The sequence below is a fragment of the Saccharopolyspora spinosa NRRL 18395 genome, assembly GCF_000194155.1.
GTDB lineage: Bacteria > Actinomycetota > Actinomycetes > Mycobacteriales > Pseudonocardiaceae > Saccharopolyspora > Saccharopolyspora spinosa.
Genome location: NZ_GL877878.1, coordinates 1,331,379 through 1,350,381, shown reverse-complemented (window position 1 = coordinate 1,350,381; position 19,003 = coordinate 1,331,379). Strand labels below are relative to the sequence as shown.

The following is a 19,003-nucleotide window of genomic DNA, read 5'->3' as shown; positions in this document are numbered from 1 at the left end:
CCGCCTGGCTGGAGCTCCACGCGGTGCTCCAGCGCTGATGCCGGGTGCGGAGGCGTCGCCGCCCCCGCACCGTCAGGCATCCTTGGTGACCACGCGCGCGATGGTGGCGGACAGGCCGATCAGCAGGTAGCACCCCGCGCGGAACAGGCCGGTAACCAGCGTGTCGCCGCTCATCGGATCGCGCAGCACGTCCATCACCGCCGACCAGTCCGTGGTGATCAACACCGGCTGCAACCAGTCCAGGGCCGGGATCGTGCCGAGCACCCCGAACACGATCAGCCCGCCCAAGGTGGCGGCCATGACCACCAGCGGGTGCTCGGTGAGCGACGAGATCGCCAGCGCGACCGCCCCCACGGCGGCCATCTGCACTGCGGACCACCCGGCGGCCAGCGCCACCCGGCCCAGCGCCGAACCGATCGGCAGCGTGGTGCCCGAGAGCGTGACCATGCCGTCGCCGCCGACGATGACGAGCCCGGTCAGGACACCGCTGACGGCGACGACGGTCACCGCGAGCACTGCCAGCACCAGCACGCCGAAGGCCTTGATGCCGACCAGCCGCACCCTGCCCACGGGCGCGAGCAGCAGGCCGCGCAGCGTGCCGTGCGAAGCCTCCCCGGCCAGCGCGTCCGCCGCGACCATCGCCACCACCAGCGGCAGTAGCAACGACTGCGCGAGCACGAGGGCCGCGACCGGCAGCACCAGCCCGTTCCCGGCCACGGCGGCGAGGATCGAACCTCCGCCGCGGCTGCCGGGCCCGCCGGTGACGGCGATCGCGGTACCGAGCAGCACCGGAAGGCCTGCGAGCAGCAGAAGCGCCAGCAGGTTGCGCGGCCGGCGCAGCACCCATCGCAGCTCGGCGACCAGGACTCGGCCCAGCGGGGCCGATGTCCGCGCTGTTGTCGTGACTGCCGCTGTCGCCGTCACAGTTCCTCCTCGGTCAACCGGGCGAAGAGGTCCTCGAGCCCGGTCCGGGCCCGGCGCGCTTCCTGCACCGGCACCCCGGCGTGCACGAGGATCGCTACTACCTCGGATGAGTCCACATCGGACAACTCGACGCGGACCGCTCCGCTTTCCTCCCGCGCTGGCACGCCTTTGTCGTGCAGCGTCGCCACGGCGCCGGAAACGTCCGATGTGGACACCACGAGGTGCGGTGCGCCGGACTCCAGCATGGCGGCCAGCTCGCCCTGCGCGACCAGCGAACCCCGGTGCAGCACTGCGGCGTGCGTGCAGGTCGCCTCGATCTCGGCGAGCAGGTGCGAGGACACCAACACGGTCGTACCCGCCTTGTGCAGTTCCGCGATGATCCGGCGGATCTCGCGGGTGCCGGCCGGGTCCAGGCCGTTGGTGGGCTCGTCGAGCACCACCAGCTCGCGCGGCACCAGCAGGGCTGCAGCCAGGCCCAACCGCTGCTTCATGCCGAGCGAGTAGCCCCGGTACCGCCGGCCGGCGGAGGCGTCCAACCCGACGCGTTCCAGCGCTTGTTCGACCACCCCGCGGATCTCCGGACCGCGCAGCGCCGGCTCCATCGCCGCGCAGCGGAGCAGGTTCTCCCGGCCGGACAGGAACGGGTGGAAACCGGGCCCTTCGACCAGCGCGCCGACCCGCGGCAGCACCCGTCCGCTGTGCTCCGGCAACCGGTGGCCCAGCAGTTCGACCTCGCCCGAAGTGGGGGCGGTGAGCCCGAGCAGCATCCGGATCGTGGTCGTCTTGCCCGAACCGTTGGGGCCGAGCACGCCGACCACCCCGCCGCGCGGCACCGCGAGGTCGACGCCCGCCACTGCGACGGTTTTGCCGTACGTCTTGCGCAGGCCCACGGTGCGCGCGGCGAGATCGCCCGCGGTGGGGGCGGCCGCAGCCGCCCCCACCGCTTCGACTGCGTTCGTCATCACGCCTCGCCGAGAGCGGCGGTGAGCACCTGTTCCGGCACCGCGCCGACCGCGAGGCGACCATCGGAGGTCAGCAGGGCGTTGCCCGCCGCGGTCCCGATGATCCAGCCGTTGCCCCACGGCCCGCTGATCGGCTTGCCGACCCGCTCGGCGATCTGGCGCGGGTCCTGGCCGTTCTGCTTCTCCTGCTGCGGCAGCTGAGCCACCAGGACCGAGTCCCAGCCGTCGCCGACGACCTTGTGTTCGCCCTGCGGGTGGGCCGGGCGCTGCTGGGGCGAGTGCTCGGCCTTGCCGTCCTCCACCTTCGCGCCTGCGGGCGGGGTGAACTGGAACAGGGCCGGGTCCGGCGCGCTCATGTCGACGCTGCTGAATCCGACCTGCAGCGCCGGGTCGTTCGAGCCGTTGGTGAGCACCGAGACCTCCAGTGGAATGCGTTTCTCCGCGTCCACCGCGACCCGCACCTCACGCAGCAACGTGCGCTCGGTCGGCTTCGGCGTCAGGACCAGGTCGTAGGCGTCGCGGCCGGCGACGCTGGCCGTGCCGTCCACCTTGACGTCGCTGGTCTGGCGGAGCTTGTCGATGATCTCGCGCGCCGTCGCCGCGGGGTCAGCTGGGGCGGCGTGCTCTGCCGCTTCCGGCGCGTGCTCAGGGGAGCGTACGACCTTCTGCTCGGCGGAGTCCCACTTCCACACCGTCGAGCCGTCGTCGACTACGGTCAGCTCGCCGTTGTGCGAGGGAACCGAAACGCGGTGGCGGCCTTGGCCGTCGGCCCACACCTGGAACTTGCTGGTTCCGTTGGCGAGCATCTCGGAGGCCTGCCCCGCGCCGGGGATCGCGGGTAATCCGAGCGCGTTGTCCACCTCCACGGTGCCGGTCAGCGCCGGTGGCTGAGCCCGCATCACCGACTCCACCAGCTGCTCCGGTGCCACCTCGGGTAGTGCCGGGGCCGCACCCGCCCCGGCGGGCAGCGTCAGCATGGTCAGGCCCAGGACGCCCGCGGCGGCACCGGCGGTCGCCGCGTAAGCGACGTGCTTGCGTTTCATCAGATCCTCCTGTCGGGTCCTGTGACCAAGGGTGTCTGAAGGCAGCTGAGATAACGCTGAGAACGGCCCGCAGGCTGAGAACCGGCTCAGGCTGGTGCTTCACGAGCGGACCTGAGATAGTTCATGTATTGATCAGTTCGGCACGGGGGGTGCGATGACCGCAGACGAGCTGGACTTCTGGTCCTTCGTCGAACTGGCGAACCACAGGTTGGCGACGGAGTACGGCTTCCGGCACCAGTTGGCCACCGAGGTGCTGCTGACGCTCAACCGGGCGTCCAACATCGTCACCTACGACCTGGAGGCGGCGGTGCACCGGCCCCGCGGCCGGTCCTGGTCGGGTTTCCGGCTGCTGTTCGTCACCTGGCTGGCCGGCCCGCTGGAGGCAAAGAAGGCGGCCGAGTTGACCGGAATGAGCCGGGCCGCGGTGTCGAACCTGACCAAGACGCTGGTCGCCGACGGGCTGCTGGACCGGGCGCCGGGCGAGCGCGACGGCCGTTCGGTGCTGCTGTCGCTGACCGAAGCCGGGCAGCAGGAGATGGTCGAGGTGTTCCGCGCGCAGAACGAGCGGGAGCACGAGTGGACCAGCGTGCTCACGGAGACCGAGCAGCGCATCCTGATCATGCTGCTGGACAAGCTGATCACCAACCGCGACCAGTTCGACATCCGCGGCCGGAACTGATCCGTCCGGCTGTTGCGAAACCGGGCAAGTAGTAAATACCTTAACTTAATGAACGTCGGGGCGACGATGCCCTGGACCGTTGCGAGGAGGCGGGGGCGATGGCGTACTACCGGCAGGTCGGCGAGGTGCCGCCGAAGCGGCACACCCAGCACCGCAGGCCGGACGGCGGCCTGTACTACGAGGAGCTGATGGGGGAGGAGGGCTTCTCCAGCGACTCGTCGCTGCTGTACCACCGCAACCTCCCGTCGGCGCTGGTCGACTCGACGGTCTGGGAGCTGCCCGGCCTCGACACCGAGCCGAACCATCCCCTGCGGCCGCGGCACCTGAAGCTGCACGACCTCTTCGGCGGCCAGGAGTGGAAGCGCCACGACGTCGTCACCGGCCGCCGGCTGGTCCTGGGCAACGCCGACGTGCGGATCTCCTACGTGGTCGCGGGCGAGGTTTCCCCGCTATACCGCAACGGGATCGGCGACGAGTGCGTGTACGTCGAATCCGGCGAGGGCGTCGTAGAGACGGTGTTCGGCGCGCTGCCGTTCCGGCAGGGCGACTATGTGATCCTGCCCAGGGGGACCACGCACCGCTGGCTGCCGCAGGGCGACGAGCCGGTGCGGGCGTACTGCATCGAGGCCAACTCGCACATCACGCCGCCGCGCCGGTACCTTTCGAAGTTCGGCCAGCTGCTGGAGCACTCGCCGTACTGCGAGCGCGACCTCCACGGCCCCACCGAACCGGTCCTGGCTGACGGCACCGACGTCGAGGTGCTGATCAAGCACCGTGGCAGCAGCGGCATCGTCGGCACCCGGTTCGTGTACCCGGAGCACCCGTTCGACGTGGTCGGCTGGGACGGTTGCCTGTACCCGTACACCTTCAACGTGTCCAACTTCGAGCCCATCACCGGCCGCGTACACCAGCCGCCTCCCGTGCACCAGGTCTTCGAGGGCGACAACTTCGTGGTGTGCAACTTCGTGCCGCGCAAGGTCGACTACCACCCGCTGTCCATCCCGGTGCCGTACTACCACTCCAACGTGGACTCCGACGAGGTGATGTTCTACTGCGGCGGGGACTACGAGGCGCGCAAGGGCTCCGGAATCGGCCAGGGCTCGATCTCTCTGCACCCGGGTGGGCACTCGCACGGGCCGCAGCCCGGGGCGTACGAGCGCAGCATCGGGGTGGAGTTCTTCGACGAGCTGGCGGTCATGGTCGACACGTTCCGCCCGCTGGAGCTCGGCGAGGGCGGTCGGGCGGCAGAAGATCCCGGCTATGCCTGGACCTGGGCGGGACGGGGGCCGAAGCAGTGAGCGTGCCCGATTTCGCCAAGTCGTTGTGCGATGACGCCGCGGTGTTCCCGCCCGGCCTTTCGCCGCTGCCCGAAGCCGTAGCCGCGCACGCCAGGTACGCGGCTTCGCTCTATGCAGAGCTGGTCGGGCCGCTGGTCCTCGCGGCACCGGCGCTCGCGGAGCTTGGCGGACTGCTCGAACCCGGCGAGACACTCGACCTCTCGGTCACCGCACCGAACGGGCCGCGGCAGCTCCCGGCCGTGTTCGCGGCGGCCGAGTCGCTGCCGGTGCGCCTGCGGGCGCTGGAGGTCGCGGTGCCCCCCGGGCAGGCTCCAGCGGAGTTCTTCGCCGAGCTCGACCGGGCCCGCGTGGCGGCCGACGACGTGGCCGTCTTCGTCGAGGTGCCCCGGGACGAGCGGCGCCCGGAGGTCATCGCCACCTGCACGTCGACCCGCTACCGGGCGAAGTTCCGCACCGGCGGGGTGAAGGCCGAGCTGTACCCGGACGAGGCCGAACTGGCCGCCGCGATCCGGGCGGTCGTCGATGCGCGGGTGCCGTTCAAGGCGACCGCCGGACTGCACCACGCGATCCGCAACACCGACCCGGACACCGGCTTCGAGCAGCACGGCTACCTGAACCTGCTGCTGGCCACCGACGCGGCGGTGGACTTCGCCGACGAAACCGAGATCGCCGCCGTCCTCGCGGAACGGGACGAGCGCAGGATCGCAGAACGCGTCTCGAACCTGGACAGCGCGCGGGTCGCGGCCGCCCGCGAGTGGTTCCTGTCCTTCGGCACGTGCAGCATCATCGAGCCGCTGACCGAGTTGATCGACCTTGGCCTGGTGCCGGTCGAGGTGCTCAGCGGAGAAGGAGTCGCTTCGTGACCTTGATCGACATCCCGGGCGGTTCGCTGTTCGGGCTCGACAACCTGCCCTACGGCGTGTTCTCGACGCCCGGCACCGAGCCGCACGTCGGTGTCCGCGTCGGCGAGTCCGTTGTGGACTTGGCGGCGGCGCTGGGCGACGAGGTCTTCGCGCAACCGACGCTGAACGCGTTTATGGCGCAGGGGCACGCCAGGTGGGTGCGGGTGCGGCAGCAGATCACCGAACTGGTGTCCGGCGACGTGCCGGATGCGGCGGTGCGCCCGGTCGCCGAGGTGACCATGCACCTGCCCATCGAGGTCGCCGATTACGTCGACTTCTACGCCTCCGAGCACCACGCGTCGAACCTGGGCCGGCTGTTCCGGCCGAACGCCGAACCGCTGATGCCGAACTGGAAGCACCTGCCGGTCGGCTACCACGGGCGTAGTGGAACGGTCGTGGTGTCGGGCACCGACGTCGTCCGCCCCAGCGGCCAGCGCAAGGTGCCCGACGAGGACGTGCCGACGTTCGGCCCGTGCCGCCGCCTGGACATCGAGGCCGAACTCGGTTTCGTCGTCGGCACCGGCTCCGAGCTGGGTACCGCCGTCCCCACCGAGGACTTCGCCACCCGGGTGTTCGGCGCGGTGCTGGTCAACGACTGGTCGGCGCGCGACATCCAGGCGTGGGAGTACGTGCCGCTGGGCCCGTTCCTCGGCAAGAGCTTCGCCACGTCGATCTCGGCATGGGTGGTGCCGCTGCTCGCGCTGGAAGCCGCGCGCGTCCCGATCCCGGCCCAGGCCCCGAAACCCCTGCCGTACCTGCAGGAAGCCGAACCGTGGGGCCTGGACATCGACCTGGTGGTGTCCTGGAACGGCCACGAGGTCGCCCGCCCGCCGTACCGGGAGATGTACTGGTCCCCGGCCCAGATGCTGGCGCACATGACGGTCAACGGAGCCACCAGCCGCACCGGGGACCTCTACGCGTCCGGCACGATCTCGGGCCCGGAGAAGGACCAGCGCGGAGCGTTCATCGAGCTCACCTGGGGAGGGAAGGAACCCGTCCAGGTCGGCGGCGAGCAGCGCACGTTCCTCCGGGACGGCGACGAAGTGACGATCACGGCCACGGCCCCGGGAACCAACGGCACCCGGATTTCCTTCGGCGAGGTGAACGGCCGAATCCTCCCCGCTGCGGGCTGAGCGCCCGTCACCGCTGATCAGTAGCTCAAGCCGTAGCCGTGCGGAAAGAGGGGCTGTTGGTCGTCTCCTTCGTTGATGGGTTGCTGGTCCGCGCTGGACATCCAGGTCATCGGGAGGGTTCCCGTCGGGTTGTTGTCGCCGAAGAGGACGTCCGTCACCCCCGCTCCTTCCGTGCCCGGTAGCCATGCCGCCAGCAGGGCATTCCACTCCGGCAGTTCCGCCGCGATGTCCAGCGGGCGGCCCGAAACCGTCACCACGACGACCGGCACGCCGGATGCCTCGAGGCGCGCCAGGGTCGCTTTGTCCTCTTCGTCGAGGCCCATCGCCTCGGGGCGGTCTCCTTCGCCTTCTGCGTAGGGCGTTTCGCCGACCACCGCGATCGCGGCCCGGTAGCTGCCGTCGATGCCGTTGCCGTCCCGGTCGTAGGTCACCTCGGTGCCCGGGGACACCGCCTGCTGGATTCCTCGCAGGATGGTGGTTCCCGGCGTGATCGGCCCGCTGCTGCCCTGCCAGGTGATCGTCCAGCCGCCGCTCTGGTTGCCGATGTCGTCGGCGTTCTTGCCGGCGACGAAGATCTTGCCGCCGTCCTTGGCCAGCGGCAGCACGTTGCCGTCGTTCTTCAGCAGGACCTGCGACTCGCGGACCGCCTCGCGGGCGAGCTCGCGGTGCTCCGGGCTGCCAATGGTTCCGGTGAAGCTGCGGTCGGTGAAGCGCCGCTCGAACAGGCCGAGTTCGAACTTCTTCGTCAGGATGCGTCGGTTGGCGTCGTCGATGCGCGACATCAGCACCCGACCGGCCTCGACCTCGGCGCGCAGCAGGTCCATGAACTTCTGGTAGTCGTAGGGAACCATGATCATGTCCAGTCCGGCGTTGATCGAGCTACGCACCTCGTCGGCGGTGAAGCCCTCCTCGCCGTCGGTCTTGTCGATCGCCTGCCAGTCCGAGACGACGAATCCGGTGAAGCCCAGCTCGTTCTTGAGCACCCCGTTGATCAGGTAGTCGTTGGTGTGCATCTTGACGTCGTTCCAGCTGCTGTAGGAGATCATCACCGAGCCGACGCCGCGCTTGATCGCGGCCCGGAACGGTGGTAGGTGCACCGCGCGCAGCTCCACCTCGTCGATCTCGGTGTTGCCCTGGTCGTCGCCGCCGGTCGTGCCGCCGTCTCCGACGTAGTGCTTCGCGGTCGCCAGCACGGAAGCCGGTCCGTCCAAAGTAGACCCCTGCAGGCCGGTCACCACGGAGGCCATCGTCGTGGGCCGCTCCGGGGATTCGCCGAACGACTCGTAGGTCCGACCCCAGCGGTCGTTGCGCGCCACGCACAGGCACGGCGCGAAGTCCCAGTCGATGCCGGTCCCGGCAACTTCTTCGGCAGTGGCCCGGCCGATCCGTTCGACCAGCTCGGGGTCGTCGGTGGCGCCGAGCCCTATGTTGTGCGGGAAGATCGTTGCGCCCTGCACGTTGTTGTGGCCGTGCACCGCGTCGACGCCGTAGATGGTGGGGATGCCCAGCGGGGTGGCGATGGCCGCGCGCTGGTAGGCGTCGTACATGTCCGCCCAGGCCTCGGCGGTGTTCGGCGTCGGTGCCGAGCCGCCACCGCTGAGGATCGATCCGATGCCGGCGGCCGCGGCGGTGGCCGGGTCGGCGGCCAACCGTTCCGCCTGCGTCATCTGGCCTACCTTGTCCTGCAACGACATTCGCGCCATCAGGTCGTCCACCCGGTCGGCCACCGGGCGCGAGGCGTCGCGGTAGGCGGGCGGCGACGCCGAAACGGCGGGGGTGACCGCGGCGATGCAGGCCACCGCGGCCAGCGCTGTCGCGGGCCGGAAGTGGGTCATGCTGCTCTCCTCTGCATTCGGAATCCTCCGGATGGGGCGGAACTGAGTGCGAGGCAACGGCCCGCGCCGGTGCGCGGTGTTTGCGTTGCCGTTGAGCGAGAAGCGACCGGCGGCCAGGTCGAACGGGCAGCGGTAATATGTTGTAAGCGGCAACATACCATCGGGCGACGACTCCGTAAGACGATCTACATCGATCAAGTTTCGGCGCTGCATCGATCAGGTCAACTTCTCGGTCGGCGGTCTTGTGCCATATGTTGTCTGTCGCAACGTTTGGCTTGCACGGTTCGGCTCGGGAGTGGGGAAGGCTTCTCGATGGGGAGAACGCCCGCGGCGTTGATCGCGATGGCCTGCAGCGTCGGGCTGTTGCTGGTGGCCTGCGGGAACAACCGCCTGCCCGAGCCGGATCCCGGCGCGGCGGCGCGGGGGCCCGGCGGCCCGCGGGTCGGCGTGATCCTGCCGGACACCGCGACTTCCGCGCGCTGGGCCCACTTCGACCAGCCGATGCTCCAGGCCGCGCTGCGGCAGGAAGGCCTGACTCCGATCGTGCAGAACGCGCAGGGCGACGCGCAGAAGTTCGCCCAGATCGCCGACGGCATGCTCAGCCAGCGGGTGCAGGTACTGATCATCGCCGCGCCCAGCGGCGACGCCGGGGCCACGGTGGAGCAGAAGGCCGAGCAGCAGGGCGTGCCGGTGATCGACTACGACCGGCTCAACGTCGGCGGCAGCGCCGACTACTACGTCAGCTTCGACCACGAGATGGTCGGCGAACTCCAGGCGCGGGCGCTCGCCGCGGCGCTGCGCGACAAGCCCGGTGCGCAGGTGATCGAGGTCGGCGGGGCCTCGACCGACCACAACGCCACGCTGGTGCACAGCGGCCAGTCCGAAGAGCTCGGCCCGCGCTACGCCGCCGGCGACCTCCGGCTGGCCAGCAGCCGGTTCGTCGACGGTTGGGACAACCAGGCCGGCGGCCAGGTCTTCGAGCAGTTGCTGACGGCCAACGGCGGGCGGGTGGACGGCGTCCTGGCCGCCAACGACGGCCTGGCCGCGGCCGTGATCACGGTGTTGCAGAAGTACGGACTGGCTGGCGCGGTTCCGGTCACCGGCCAGGACATGACCGTCGACGGCCTGCGCGCGATCCTGCAGGGCTACCAGTCGTCCACGGTGTTCAAACCGATCCGAGAGGAAGCAGCGGTGGCGGCGAAGGTAGCCGCGGCACTGGTCCGGGGCGACGTCGCGGCGGCAGACGCGCTGGCCGACGAGCGCACGCCCGATCCGGTCGCCGGTCGCGAGGTCAAGTCGGTCCTGCTGGCGCCGCAGCTGATCACACGGGAGGACATCAAGTCGGTGCTCGGCCCCGGGAACGTCCGGGCCGACGAGATCTGCGGCGGCGAGCTCGCGGGCGCGTGCCGGCAACTCGGCATCGCCTGACGCACGCGTTCCAAGGGAGGGCAGGGGTGCACGAACCGATCTTGGCGCTGCGCCAGGTCAACAAGAGCTTCGGCCCGGTCCGCGCGTTGCGGGATGTGGACTTCACCGTGCGCGCCGGGGAGGTCACCGCCCTCATCGGCGACAACGGCGCCGGAAAGTCGACATTGGTCAAGTGCATCGCGGGCATGCACCGGATCGACAGCGGCGAGGTGCTGTTCGAGGGTCGCCCGGTGCACGTCCAGCGGCCCGGCGACGCGGCCGCGCTCGGCATCGAGGTCGTCTACCAGGACCTGGCACTCTGTGACGACCTCGACGTCGTGCAGAACATGTTTCTGGGCCGCGAACAGGGCCCGGCCATACTGCTCAACGACGCCGAGATGGAGCTGGCGGCCAGGCACACCCTGCGCTCGTTGTCGGTGCGCACGGTCGGCTCGGTGCGTGCGAAGGTCGGGTCGCTCTCGGGCGGTCAGCGGCAGACCGTGGCCATCGCCAAGGCCGTGCTGTGGAACAGCAAGGTGGTCGTCCTGGACGAACCCACCGCCGCGCTCGGCGTCGCGCAGACCCGGCAGGTCCTCGACCTCGTCCGCCGACTCGCCGAGCAGGGCCTCGGCGTGGTGCTGATCAGCCACAACATGACCGACGTGTTCGAGGTCGCCGACCGCATCGCCACCCTCTACCTGGGACGGATGGCCGCCGAACTACCCGCCAGCGAGCTGACGGGCGGCCAGGTGGTCGAGCTGATGACCGCCGGGCGTTCCGGTGAGCTCGGCCTGGCCCGCCCGACAGCAGTGTGAAGGGCCGTCCATGACGAACAGCCAGAGCGGCGCGGCCCAACCGGCGCTGCGCATCGCCGACTTCGGCATCGACAACACCTCCCGTGCCACCGGCGAGGCCCTGCGCGATTACGTCGGCAAGATCCGCCGCGGCGACCTCGGGGCGTTGCCCGCGCTGGTGACGCTGGCGGCCCTGCTGGTGCTTTTCACCGCCCTGTCGGAGGACTTCCTGACCCTCAACAACCTGGCCAACGTGCTGCACCAAGGTGCAGGGCAGACCATCATCGCGATGGGCATCGTCTACGTGCTGCTGATCGGCGAGATCGACCTGTCCGCCGGAACGGCCTCCGGCGTGGCGGCGTCGGTGCTCGCGCTGCACTTCCAGCACGACGGGAACCTGCTCGGTGCGATGGGCGGCTCGGTGTTCTACGCCTTCGTGCTGGGACTCGCGGCGGCGGCGTTGCTGGCGCTGCTGCTGAGGATCTGGCTCGGCGCAGCGCTTTCCGCGCTGGCGCTGGTGCTCGTGGTGGCCGGGGTGGGCGCGAACCCGTGGCTGGAGATGCTGCTGGCGGTGTGCGTCGGCGCGGCGATCGGGTGCGTGACGGGTTTCGCGGTCTCGAAGGTCCGCATCCCGTCGTTCGTAGTCACGCTGGGTCTCTTCATCACTTGGTCCGGCGTGGTGCTCCAGCTGGTCGGACCGGGCGGCACGATCTCGATCCGGCAGAGCCCGGAACTGTTCGCCGTCGCCAACGGCAGCCTCGGCGTTACGGGCAGTTGGCTGCTGTTCCTGGTGGCCGGAGCTGGATACGCCGTCGTGGTGGGCTACCGGCACCTGGCCAGGCTCCGGCACGGGCTCGTCGCGCAACCGACGGTGCTGGTCGTGGCGAAAGTGATTGCCGTTCTCGGGTGCGGCGGCCTCGCGACGTACCTGCTGACCCTGAACCGCTCACCGCACCCCGAGCTGGCATCGATCCGCGGCGTGCCCTACGTGGTGCCGATCATCCTGTTCCTGCTGGTCGCCGGCACGCACGTGCTGGACCGCACCCGTTACGGCCGGCACCTGCACGCGGTCGGCAACAACCGGGATGCCGCGCACCGCGCCGGGGTGAACATCGCCAAGATCAGGATGAGCGCGTTCATCGTCTGCTCCTCGGTCGCGGCGCTGGGCGCCATCGTCTACACCTCGAAGGTCGGATCGGTCGACGGCAGCGCGGGCAACGGAAACCTCGTGCTGTTCGCAGTCGGCGCTGCGGTCATCGGCGGCACCTCGCTGTTCGGTGGGAAGGGCCGCATGCAGGATGCTGTCCTCGGCGGCGCCGTGCTGGCCACGGTCCAGAACGGACTGAACCTGCTCGGATTCCAGGCGGCCCCGGTGAACATCATCACCGGCCTTGTCCTAGTGGCTGCCGCGGGCGTGGACGCGCTGTCCCGGCGGCGTTCGGCGGCGCAGCATGAAGGCTGAGCGGAGGAGGACGTTGCGCAGCGCAAGCGGTCGCTGTGCTACAGCTTTTCCCGGAGGCGAAGCCCGATGCAGGCGGAGGATGCGGCCGAGTTGACCACGACACCACACGCGGGAGCGCGGCCCGATGAGGTGCGCCAGCACAACCGGGCGGTACTGCTGCGTCGGCTGCACATCGGCGGGCCCTGCACAAGGGCGGCGCTGGCCACCGAGATGGGGCTCAACCGCAGCACCATCAAGGCCCTGGTCGACGAGCTGGTCAAGGACGGTCTCGTCGTGGAGCGCGTGCCCGCCCAGCGCAGCGGTGCCGGCCGGCCGTCGCTGCTGGTGCTGCCGCAGCCGCACGCGGCGGTGACGCTGGCGGTCGACATCCGGGTCGAGCAGGTCGCGATGGCCCTGATCGGGCTCGGTGGCGAGATCCTCAACCGGTGCAGCTGGAGCCTCCGCCCGGCCACCCGGAATCCGCGCGAGGTCTTCACCAAGATCGTCGACAACAGCGCGGTGCTCATCGAGGAGGCTGGGGTCGACGTCGTCGCGGTCGGGGCGTCGGCGCCCGGCGTGGTGCGCCGCGCGGACGGGATGGTGCGCGAAGCCCCGAACCTGCGCTGGACCGAGGTGCCGCTCGGCGACTGGCTTTCCAAGGCGCTGGGCGGCCGGCGGGTGGAAGTCGGCAATGACGCGGAACTCAGCGTGCTCGCCGAGTACCTGCGCGGGGCGGCGCGGGGAGTGACCGATGCGGTTTTCGTCGGGGCCGATGTCGGTGTCGGTGGCGGGGCGATCTCCGGCGGTATGCCGTTGCGGGGCAGCGGCGGTTATGTCGGGGAGCTCGGGCACATGGTGGTGCGGCCGGACGGGCACGAATGCTATTGCGGCAGCAGGGGATGCTGGGAGACCGAGGTGGGGGAGCGGGCCCTGAGCCGGGCGCTGGACCTGCCGGAGGATTCGCCCCGCGGCGTCGTCGTCGCCGAGTTGCACGCGCTGGCGCAACAGCCCGACGAAGTGTTGCAGCGGCTCGGCGAGTTCGGCGAGTGGCTTGCCATCGGGCTGTGCAACGTGGTCAACCTGCTGTGTCCGCAACTGGTGGTGCTCGGTGATCTGTTCACCGCGCTGCCACGCACGTTGATCGACCACGTCGGCAAGCTGGTCGCCGAGCGCAGCCTGGTCAGTCGGGCGATGGGCGGCACAAAGCTCGTCACGTCATCGCTCGGCGGCGACGGCAAGTTGCTCGGCGCCGCCGAGCTCGCCTTCGAGCAGGTCTTGGCCAGCGGCTGAGCCGAACGGCCGAAACCGTTGCCCCGGCGAGGAAAGCGTACGTTGCGATGTGGTTACGCCGTACGTGCTTGATCAGTTCAGTAATCTTCTTCGCGGCGTCTCCCAAGTGATATGTTGCTGCGGACAACATATTGCACCGGCGGCGAACCCGACCCGGTCGAGCACATCTTCGCGTCCTGCGTTCTCGGCGCGCCACTCCGACGTTCCTGTGAAAAGAGGGACCACTTTGTTCACTGGGAGATGGGCCAGTACCCAGGTGCTGGCTCGGGGTCAGCTGCTTGATGCCAACGCGGTGGATTTTGCGTTGTTGGCGTTGTACTTCGTTTTTGTGCTGGGTATTGGGTATTTGGCGCGGCGTGCGGTTTCCACCAGTCTGGACTTTTTCCTGTCGGGGCGGGCGTTGCCGGCGTGGGTGACGGGTTTGGCGTTCATCTCGGCGAATCTGGGTGCGATCGAGATCATCGGTATGTCGGCGAATGGTGCCGAGTACGGGATGCCGACGATGCATTATTTCTGGATCGGTGCGGTGCCGGCCATGCTGTTCTTGGGCGTGGTGATGATGCCGTTCTACTACGGCTCGAAGGTGCGCAGTGTTCCGGAGTTCATGTTGCGGCGGTTCGGGAAGGCGGCGCATCTGGTCAACGGGATCAGTTTCGCGGTGGCGCAGATCCTGATCGCGGGTGTGAACCTGTATTTGCTGGCCAGCATCGTGAATGCGTTGCTGGGTTGGCCGTTGTGGTTGTCGGTGTTGCTGGCGGCGGCGATCGTGTTGTCGTACACGGCGTTGGGTGGGTTGTCGGCGGCGATCTACAACGAGGTGTTGCAGTTCTTCGTGATCGTGGCGGCGTTGTTGCCGTTGACGATCGTGGGGTTGGTGAAGGTCGGCGGTGTGCAGGGTCTGGTGGCGAAGGTGTCGGCGGGTCCGGGGGGTGCGGGGCAGCTGTCGGCGTGGCCGGGCAATGAGTTGACCGGGTTCGAAAACAGTGTGCTGAGCGTGCTGGGTCTGGTGTTCGGGTTGGGGTTCGTGCTCAGCTTCGGGTACTGGACGACGAACTTCGTCGAGGTGCAGCGGGCGATGGCGTCCAAGAGCATGTCGGCGGCGCAGCGGACGCCGATCATCGGGTCGTTCCCGAAGATGTTCATCCCGTTCATCGTGGTCATTCCGGGGATGATCGCGGCGGTGCTGATCCCGGAGCTCGCGGCGTACAAGCAGTCCGGTGGCACCGGTGGCGGGGGTGTGGATTACAACGATGCGATCTTGTTGCTGATGCGGGATTTGCTGCCGAACGGGATTCTGGGGATCGCCCTGGCCGGGTTGCTGGCGTCGTTCATGGCGGGGATGGCGGCGAACTTGTCGTCGTTCAACACGGTGTTCACCTATGACATCTGGCAGTCGTACGTGGTGCGGGACCGGGCGGATGGTTATTACCTGCGGATGGGTCGCCGGGTGACGGTGGGGGCGACGCTGGCGGCGGTGGGTACGGCGTTCATCGCGGCGGGTTATTCGAACTTGATGGATTACCTGCAGCAGTTGTTCTCGTTCTTCAACGCGCCGTTGTTCGCGACGTTCATCCTGGGGATGTTCTGGAAGCGGATGACCCCGCATGCGGGGTGGGCGGGGCTGGTGCTGGGCACGGTGTCGGCGGTGGCGGTGTTCGGGCTGTCGGAGTCGGGGGTGCTGGACCTGCCGGGGCAGGGTGCGAGTTTCGTGGGTGCGGGTGTGGCGTTCGTGGTGGACATCGTGGTCAGCGTGGTGGTGTCGGTGGCGACGCGTCCGAAGCCGGAGGCGGAGTTGGCGGGGTTGGTGTACTCGTTGACGCCGCGGGCCAGCCGGCAGGCCGCGACCAGCGGGGAGGACGCGGGCTGGTACCGGCGGCCGGGGCTGCTGGCCGGGATCGCCCTCGTCCTGATCATCGCCCTCAACATCGCCTTCGGATAACAGCCAGACGGCTCTGCCGAGGAACTGACACGAGGAACTGACATGGCGAAAAGCTCGGGCACCGCTGGTGCCTTCGACATCCGGACGATAATCGCGCTGCTGTTCGGCATCTACGCGGTGGTGCTCATCGTCGTCGGTGCGACGGCCGGCGCTGACGACGTCGCGAAGTCCGGCGGCATCAACCTCAACCTCTACGCCGGCATCGGAATGATCGTCTTCTCCGCCGCCTTCGTTGTCTGGGCGCGGCTGCGACCCATCGCAGTCCCCGCCGCGGACGAGGTGCCGGAGTCCTAAGTAGAAGTCCGATGTGGACATGACCGCGTTCGGGTGATGCGTGCGGGGCACCTCCTGCCAAGTTGATTGGCAGGAGGTGCCCCGCACGGGAACGGTCTGTCAGGGCTTCGGCACGCGGACGACCATGCCGCGCAATTCGTAGCCGCCGATCGCGTCGTTGAACGAGACGCGCGGTGGTTCCGACATCTCGACGCCCGGGAGCGCGAACAGCTTCGTCAGGAAGACGTCGGTTTCCAGGATCGCGATGTTCGCGCCCGGGCACTTGTGCGCGCCGTCCCCGAAGGACAGCCCGGGGGCCGAGGCGTCGTTGAGGGAACGGGTGGGGCACACCGCCAGCGGCTGGTCGCCCACCGCTTGCGGGTCGGTGTTCGTGGCGCTGACCTGGATGTCGATCACCTCACCGGCCGGGACTGTGACCATGTCCTCGTCGTCGGTCGGCAGCTCGACGGGGGCGGTGGTGCGCCGCTTGAGGTGGTCGACGACCGGTTCCAGCCGCAGCAGCTCGTGCAGGATCGCGAGGCGTCCGGGTTCCTCGGCGGCGCGGTAGCGGTCGAGCAGCGCCTCGTCGGTGAACAGGTGCCACGCGGCGAGGTTCACGAACTCGCGGGTGGTGACCATGCCCGCGGCGGCGAAGGTGATGCACTCGCCGAGGATTTCGGTCGGCGAGCAGCCCTCGTCCAGCAGGTGCGAGATCAGGTCGTCGCGGCGTTGCTTGCGCCGCGCGCGCACCGCGGGCCGAACGTCGCCGAAGTAGATCCCGGACCAGCTGGTGGCCTGCCGCCACACCCAGTACAGCCCGTGGAGGCTGGTGAAGCCTGGTTCGCCGAACTCCTCGGGGAAGAACCGCTCCAGCCGTTGCTGGAGGCCGGGACGGCTCTCGGTCAACCCGATCACCGCGCACGCCACGTCGACGGCGAGGCTGAAGCTCAGCTCCGAGAGCTGCGCCTGCCCGGCCCCGCGGAGCTTGTCGAGCTGGGCGTCCGAGACCCGCTCCATTATCTCGCGGTAGCTCTCATCCACCCGGCGCGGCGTGAAGTACTTCGCCGTCTGGCGCCGGTGCTCCCGGTGCTCCGGTCCGTCGCGGTACAGCACGGGGCGCCGGATCTTGCCGGGCATCTTCTCGACAGTCTCCACCCCGAGCCCGGCCTGGACGGTGTCGGTGCTGCGCAACGCGGTGCGCGCGGCGGCATAGCTGCGGATCGTCCATACGCCGTCGGAGCCGCGGCTGACCGGGCAGCCGGTCTCGGGATCGCCCCGGTCGATCTTGCGTGCGTTCGTCCCGTCGGTCGACATCGGCGGACCAGTCCTTTCCACAGACGGGTGGTCGAGCATGATCCACTTCTTTTAGCAGCCGGGAACGCGCGACGCATCGATCTGTATCGGTTCGTAGCGGAAACTTCACCAGCGACAGGCGGTGTTCAGCCGATTTCCTTCGGTCACCACCAGGCGTGGTCGACGAGGTGGCGCTCGGGGTGTGCGGGGACCGTGTGACTCGCCTAATAGGATGGCGCGCGATGTCGGTCTTGAGGAGTTACGCACGGTGAAGTGGCAGTTCGGTCCTTACCGGGTGGAAGGATTGATCGCGCGGGGTGGGATGGGTGAGATCCTCCGCGCGTACGACACGCGCCACGATCGCATCGTCGCCCTCAAGCTGCTGGCCCAGCACCTCGCGGTCGACGAGGAGTTCCGCGAGCGCTTCAAGCGGGAGGCGCACGCGGCTGGACGGCTCCGCGAGCCGCACGTCATCCCGATCCACGCCTACGGCGAGATCGACGGCCGGCTGTACCTGGACATGCGGCTGGTCGAGGGCAGCGACGTCGGTGCCCTGCTCGCCGCCAACGGCGCGATGCGCCCAGTAGATGCGGTGGCGGTGCTGGAGCAGATCGCGACGGCGTTGGACGCCGCGCACCAGGAAGGCCTGGTGCACCGCGACGTCAAGCCGTCGAACATCCTGGTTAGCCACAGCGGTTTCGCCTACCTCGTCGACTTCGGCATCGCCGCGTCGCTGCGCCCCACCGCGTCGCTGACCTCCACCGGCTACACCGTCGGCACGCTCGCCTACATGGCGCCGGAGCGGTTCGGCGACGGCCCCGTCGACCACCGAGCAGACGTCTACTCGTTGGCCTGCGTGCTCTACCAATGCCTGACCGGTACGAAACCGTTCGGCGGGGACACTGCGGCGTCGCTGATCAACGCGCACCTCAACCAGCCGCCGCCGGTGCCGACCGGCGTTCGCGGCGACATCCCGCGCGAATTCGACCAGATCGTCGCGCGCGGCATGGCGAAGGACCCCGCCGAGCGCTTCTCCAGCGCCGGTGAGCTGGCCCGCGCGGCGCGCGAGGCGCTGACCAGCGTCACGGCGATCCCGGCGCAGTTCGCGGAACCGCCAGCGGAACCGAAGCGCAAGGGCGGCATCGCGCGCTGGGGGTACGTGATGGGCGGGGTCGGGGTCGTCGCGGCAGTGGCCGGTGTGGTGGCAGTCGCCGCCATGATGCGTACCGAACCGGGCCAGCCGATTCCGGCGGACGACACCGCGCAGCGGGCAGGGGAGACGATGGCGCCGCCGATCCCCACCCCGTTGCCTTCCAGCGCGCCCCCGCCGCCAGCCTCCCCGCCGCCGGCCTCCCCGCCGCCATCCGTCCCGCCGGTCCAACCGCCGGAGCAGGAAACCGAAACGCAAGCTCCCGAGACCCCGGAGCCGTCGGCGGATCCGGAGACACCGCCGTCGAAGCCGATGCAGACCAAGTGGTGCCAGTCGATCAGATTCAAGGGCGAGGAGCGCGGCACCGGCTGCTTCGAGGCGGTCGGCGACCACCTCTTCGCGCACGACACCAACAAGGACGGCATGTGGATCAAGACCGTGTCGGAGACCGACTACGGTCGCACGGACGAGTGCAAGGACCAGAACAGCGACGGTCCGCCGGTGGACTGCAACCTGGACCTGAGCGAGAAGGGCAACGTCCGCATCAAGATCGAACTCTGGGACGGCAAGAGCAAGCTCAGCGAGACCGCCTGGTCCAAGTTCGTCCCGATCGGCCAGTGACCCCGCGCCGCGCGTTCGG

16 protein-coding genes are annotated in these 19,003 nt (G+C 69.2%); 11 read left to right on the top strand and 5 right to left on the bottom strand.

The window, feature by feature from the left end:
* Positions 1-72: 72 nt before the first annotated feature.
* The 3 genes from SSPN_RS59385 to SSPN_RS0106790 are packed head-to-tail and all read right to left on the bottom strand — an operon-like array spanning position 73 to position 2,929.
* Positions 73-924, bottom strand: coding sequence for an ABC transporter permease (locus SSPN_RS59385; protein WP_010693111.1), 852 nt, complete (start codon positions 922-924; stop codon positions 73-75).
* Complete coding sequence (locus SSPN_RS59380) at positions 921-1,886, bottom strand: ABC transporter ATP-binding protein (protein ID WP_010693109.1); 966 nt, start codon at positions 1,884-1,886, stop codon at positions 921-923. Before SSPN_RS59380 ends, SSPN_RS59385 begins: the two co-directional genes overlap by 4 nt.
* A complete protein-coding gene (locus tag SSPN_RS0106790; protein ID WP_010693107.1) occupies positions 1,886-2,929 on the bottom strand; it encodes a LolA family protein in 1,044 nt (347 codons plus the stop codon). The genes SSPN_RS59380 and SSPN_RS0106790 overlap by 1 nt, the downstream gene beginning before the upstream one ends.
* A gap of 154 nt (positions 2,930-3,083) precedes the next feature.
* Between SSPN_RS0106790 and SSPN_RS0106785 the strand changes: the two genes are divergently transcribed.
* From SSPN_RS0106785 to fahA, 4 genes are all read left to right on the top strand, one after another.
* The gene (locus SSPN_RS0106785) at positions 3,084-3,608 is read left to right on the top strand and encodes a MarR family winged helix-turn-helix transcriptional regulator (protein WP_010693106.1); all 525 of its coding nucleotides are present in this window, start codon (positions 3,084-3,086) and stop codon (positions 3,606-3,608) included.
* 98 nt (positions 3,609-3,706) lie between these two features.
* Entirely contained in the window at positions 3,707-4,906 is a 1,200-nt protein-coding gene (locus tag SSPN_RS0106780) for a homogentisate 1,2-dioxygenase (protein ID WP_010693104.1), read from the top strand.
* Entirely contained in the window at positions 4,903-5,769 is an 867-nt protein-coding gene (locus SSPN_RS0106775) for a hypothetical protein (RefSeq protein ID WP_010693102.1), read from the top strand. Before SSPN_RS0106780 ends, SSPN_RS0106775 begins: the two co-directional genes overlap by 4 nt.
* A complete protein-coding gene (fahA, locus tag SSPN_RS0106770) occupies positions 5,766-6,941 on the top strand; it encodes a fumarylacetoacetase (RefSeq protein ID WP_010693101.1) in 1,176 nt (391 codons plus the stop codon). Before SSPN_RS0106775 ends, fahA begins: the two co-directional genes overlap by 4 nt.
* Positions 6,942-6,958: 17 nt before the next feature.
* Here fahA and SSPN_RS0106765 read toward each other — a convergent pair whose 3' ends face one another.
* Entirely contained in the window at positions 6,959-8,776 is a 1,818-nt protein-coding gene (locus SSPN_RS0106765; RefSeq protein ID WP_010693100.1) for a glycoside hydrolase family 3 protein, read from the bottom strand.
* A gap of 312 nt (positions 8,777-9,088) precedes the next feature.
* On the opposite strand from SSPN_RS0106765, the gene SSPN_RS0106760 reads away from it, so the two are divergent.
* The 6 genes from SSPN_RS0106760 (at position 9,089) to SSPN_RS0106735 (ending at position 15,941) form a co-directional block, all read left to right on the top strand.
* Entirely contained in the window at positions 9,089-10,204 is a 1,116-nt protein-coding gene (locus SSPN_RS0106760) for a sugar ABC transporter substrate-binding protein (protein ID WP_049887577.1), read from the top strand.
* A gap of 26 nt (positions 10,205-10,230) precedes the next feature.
* Positions 10,231-10,998, top strand: coding sequence for an ATP-binding cassette domain-containing protein (locus tag SSPN_RS0106755; RefSeq protein WP_010693098.1), 768 nt, complete (start codon positions 10,231-10,233; stop codon positions 10,996-10,998).
* A 10-nt stretch (positions 10,999-11,008) separates the two neighbouring features.
* Complete coding sequence (locus SSPN_RS0106750) at positions 11,009-12,439, top strand: sugar ABC transporter permease (RefSeq protein WP_010693097.1); 1,431 nt, start codon at positions 11,009-11,011, stop codon at positions 12,437-12,439.
* Between the two features lie 66 nt (positions 12,440-12,505).
* The gene (locus SSPN_RS0106745) at positions 12,506-13,708 is read left to right on the top strand and encodes an ROK family transcriptional regulator (RefSeq protein ID WP_010693096.1); all 1,203 of its coding nucleotides are present in this window, start codon (positions 12,506-12,508) and stop codon (positions 13,706-13,708) included.
* Positions 13,709-13,964: 256 nt separating this feature from the next.
* On the top strand, positions 13,965-15,647 hold the full coding sequence (locus SSPN_RS0106740) for a sodium:solute symporter family protein (RefSeq protein WP_010693095.1): 1,683 nt from the start codon (positions 13,965-13,967) through the stop codon (positions 15,645-15,647).
* Between the two features lie 42 nt (positions 15,648-15,689).
* Complete coding sequence (locus SSPN_RS0106735) at positions 15,690-15,941, top strand: hypothetical protein (RefSeq protein ID WP_010693094.1); 252 nt, start codon at positions 15,690-15,692, stop codon at positions 15,939-15,941.
* 99 nt (positions 15,942-16,040) lie between these two features.
* On the opposite strand, the gene SSPN_RS0106730 is transcribed toward SSPN_RS0106735, so the two are convergent.
* A complete protein-coding gene (locus tag SSPN_RS0106730; protein ID WP_010693093.1) occupies positions 16,041-17,234 on the bottom strand; it encodes a cytochrome P450 in 1,194 nt (397 codons plus the stop codon).
* Between the two features lie 247 nt (positions 17,235-17,481).
* Here SSPN_RS0106730 and SSPN_RS0106725 point away from each other — a divergent pair, with 247 nt between their 5' ends.
* The gene (locus SSPN_RS0106725; protein WP_010693092.1) at positions 17,482-18,984 is read left to right on the top strand and encodes a serine/threonine-protein kinase; all 1,503 of its coding nucleotides are present in this window, start codon (positions 17,482-17,484) and stop codon (positions 18,982-18,984) included.
* The last annotated feature ends 19 nt before the right edge of the window (positions 18,985-19,003 follow it).